5 protein-coding genes are annotated in these 3729 nt (G+C 33.9%); all 5 read right to left on the reverse strand.

Features of this window, described 5'->3' with window-relative positions:
• The coding region (locus tag B2S90_RS05080; RefSeq protein ID WP_414630683.1) for a family 1 glycosylhydrolase at positions 1-266 on the reverse strand (266 nt) is incomplete at its 3' end.
• Between the two features lie 94 nt (positions 267-360).
• On the reverse strand, positions 361-1248 hold the full coding sequence (locus tag B2S90_RS05085) for a ParB/RepB/Spo0J family partition protein (protein WP_278780008.1): 888 nt from the start codon (positions 1246-1248) through the stop codon (positions 361-363).
• Entirely contained in the window at positions 1238-2008 is a 771-nt protein-coding gene (locus B2S90_RS05090; protein ID WP_006505619.1) for a ParA family protein, read from the reverse strand. The genes B2S90_RS05085 and B2S90_RS05090 overlap by 11 nt, the downstream gene beginning before the upstream one ends.
• An 86-nt stretch (positions 2009-2094) precedes the next feature.
• Positions 2095-2955, reverse strand: a complete 861-nt coding sequence (locus B2S90_RS05095; RefSeq protein WP_055234265.1) for a phosphatidylserine decarboxylase — start codon at positions 2953-2955, stop codon at positions 2095-2097.
• Positions 2956-2961: 6 nt separating this feature from the next.
• Entirely contained in the window at positions 2962-3585 is a 624-nt protein-coding gene (locus B2S90_RS05100) for a CDP-alcohol phosphatidyltransferase family protein (RefSeq protein ID WP_055234266.1), read from the reverse strand.
• Between the last annotated feature and the right edge of the window lie 144 nt (positions 3586-3729).

The following is a 3729-nucleotide window of genomic DNA, read 5'->3' on the forward strand; positions in this document are numbered from 1 at the left end:
AATAACTTAATATCTTCTTTGTAATGGTGATATCCATCTGCACCATGTCTTTTTGGATAGTATACTTCATCCTGTGTGTTTAATGCTTCTTCGATATCAGCTGTAGTGACTTCATTTTGTTTCTTATAGTCCTGTACATCTACATCTAAATGGCTTCTAGCACAGTCTGAGACAGTAATCCCTTTACCGCCTTCCTTCCATCCACCTTCATACTGATTGGCAGCAACAGCTCCGCCCCATAAAAATCCTTCTGGAAATTGTTTCATATTATGTGTCCTCTTCTTTCATGTTTATTATACATCGAATCTAAATTAAACATTGAGATTTCCTAGAATTGAAAAAAGAACAGTTTCCTGTTCTTTAGATATCTTCTATTACACCCATGATTTCTAGAATACGATTTAGGTCTTCTGTATCAGAATATTTAAGGGTAATTGTTTTTTCTTCAACCTTTACTTTTGTGCGGAACTTCTTTCTTAGTAAATCTTCAGCATATGTATAAGTTGTATTCTTTTCTTTTTTAGGCGCATTTTTACGTTTCTGAGCAAGTTTATAGCCTCTGACTATATCTTCTACTTGACGTACAGAAAGTTTCTCTTTAATGGCACGATTGGCGATTTTAAGAGCTGTTTCATCATCTAAACCAACTAACGGTCTAACATGTCCCATAGAAAGAATACCTTCTAGAATATACTGCTGGAGCTTCTCATTGATATTAAGAAGTCTTAAAGTATTAGTCACATGAGTTCTTGATTTACCAATACGACCAGCTAATTCTTCTTGAGTCAGATGCATCTTATCCATCATGGCTTTATAAGCTTGTGCTTCTTCAATCGCATTAAGATCTTCTCTCTGAATGTTTTCGAGAAGCGCAATTTCCATCATCTGATCATCAGTGAAGTCTACAATGATTGCAGGTACTTCAGTTAATCCAGCAATATTCGCTCCTCTAAATCTTCTTTCACCAGCTACGATATCATAACCGTGAATAGATTTCTTTAATAGAATTGGCTGTAAGATACCATGTTCCTTAATAGACTGTGCTAATTCATTCAGTTTATCCTGATCAAAGTGCTTTCTAGGCTGATAAGGATTAGGTCTGATTAAATCAATAGAAACTTTTTCTTGAGTGAATTCATTAGAATTACTTTCAATCGCAGAAATCATTGATTGAAGATCTCCACCAGTAGATGTTGTATCAAAGATTGCATCTAATCCTTTACTTAAGCGTTTTTTCTTACCTGCCATTTCTGCTCACCACCTCTTTCGCAAGTCTTGCGTAAGACTTAGCGCCTTCGCTACGTGAATCATAATCAAAGATTGAAAGACCTGCAGAAGGTGCTTCTGATAACTTTACATTTCTAGGTATCACTGTTTTATAAACTTTGTCTTTAAAGTATTTACGTACTTCCTGTGTTACTTCTACACCTAAATTAGTACGTGAATCAAGCATAGTTAATAACACACCTTCAATTGTCAGATTACGATTAAATACTGACTGTGTTAATAAAATAGTATTTAATAGCTGTGTTAAACCTTCTAGTGCATAATATTCACACTGTACAGGAATTAAAACACTATCCGCAGCTGTGAGGGCATTTGTGTTTAATAAACCTAAGGCAGGTGGACAATCAATGATAATATAATCATATTGATTTCTGACACTATCCATAGCCTTTCTTAAACGTTTTTCCCTTCCCTTTGGTACAGCTGATAATTGTACTTCTACACCCGCTAAGTCAATGCTTGCAGGTGCCACATCTAGATGTGGGATTTCACTATGTTTGATAATTGACTCAATAGGTACTTCATCAATAAGTACATCATAAGTTGTTTTTTCTAAACTAGAACGATCGATTCCAATACCCTGCGTCGCATTAGACTGAGCGTCCATATCTACAAGTAATACTTTCTTCTTCATAAGTGCAAGTGCTGCACATAAATTAATACTAGTGGTAGTTTTTCCTACGCCACCTTTTTGGTTTGTAATTGCGATTACTTTGCCCATCACATAACCTCCTTATTCGCATTCTTAATTATATCATAAAACTCTTTAAACAAAACAAAAAGAATGAGAAGGTATTCACCTTCTCACTATTTTAGTGTACCGATACGTTCTCCCATGAGAACACGTACTTCATCTTCATTTTTTGAGTGATTGAGAATATCTTCATCAATCTCTACTACATCCTTCTTAATGAATAAGACAACCGTACTGCCGCCAAATTCAAAGTAGCCTTTTTCTTCACCACGTTTAAATGACTGTTTATGAAGATTTGTAATCTTACCTACCATCATAGCCCCTACTTCCATCTGGACTACATCACCGAAATGTTTTGTATGTAGAACTGTATAAGAACGGCTATTTGTTTTATAGATAGGATAATAATCGCTAGCAATCGGATTAACTGTATGAAATATACCTTTAATAAAGTGATCCTTTTCTGCAGTCCCATCATCTATAAAATGATAGTGATGATAATCATCTACTGTAAGTCTAAATACAAGACATAGACCGCCTCTATATTCATCAGCGAGTGTAGGACTCATTAATAAGTCTTCAATTGTATAAAATGAATTCTTGATTTTAAGCTGTAATGAATCTGCAATAGGATAAACAGTCAACTTACTATCACAAGGCGCAATCAATGCACTTTCATCCTCATCAATATGTCTTACACCCTCTTTAATAGTACGTGTAAAGAAATCATTGTAAGAATGATAGTCCTGTGATTCATATAAATTCAAATCGATATTATTCTTCTCTACAAAAGACTTGATTTGTCCTTTAGATAAAGAAGAATTCATAAAAGCCCCACCAAGTTCAGTAATAACAGGTTGAGTGAGTACTTTCAGTAAGCATCTTCCTGCAAGTGATCCGTATAATTTCTCTAAGAATAAATCCTGAGACTGATCATAATCTAATTTTTCACCATTACGTTTGAATATTGCCATACTAGATTAATATAACACCTTTAATAACAAGATTAAAAGGATAATACCAAAGCCAATAAGACCTAGGACACCCTTAAAGTCAGGCTTGATTACTTTAATGTTAGCTACAAATAGAATACCTACAACTAGTAGTCCAATTAAATAAACAAACTGAACCTGAGGCACTGAAAGACATACTGTTAAACAGTAAATCATTGGAAAAATTAGACATGAAGATGTAACAGGTAATCCCTGATAATATTTTCTTTTTTCAGTAGTCTGCTGCTGTCTCATATCCTCCATTACATTAAAATATCCTAGACGAATGACAGCACCAAGAATATATATAATAAAGATGATTAAACAAGGGAAACTTTTGAATCCCATTGAATAGGCAATGATTGCAGGATAAACACCAAAACTGATTAAATCTACAAGAGAATCAATCTGAATACCAAACTTCTTTTCTTCTTCTGTTCTGTCCTTTTTTGAACGTGCAACGATACCATCGAAAGAATCAAAAAAACCACAAAGCATAAGACAGAATAATGCCAAAACATAATTGTGTTCAAATGCGAAGTGAGTTCCAACAATCGCACTGATTAAACTACAATATGTTAGAATGACTGTATAGTTGTAAAAACCAATCATACAATTCACCTTTCCTTCTTTTCTATAATCGGGTTCATTATAGCATGAATGAATATTGAATGATAGTCATTTAAGTTTGTTTCTACAAAATAAAAAATAGCATTTTATAGGCTATTTTTAAATAAAAAAAAGGACCTGGCAGCT

This window comes from Catenibacterium sp. UBA627, from assembly GCF_002299355.1.
GTDB lineage: Bacteria > Bacillota_I > Bacilli_A > Erysipelotrichales > Coprobacillaceae > Catenibacterium > Catenibacterium mitsuoka.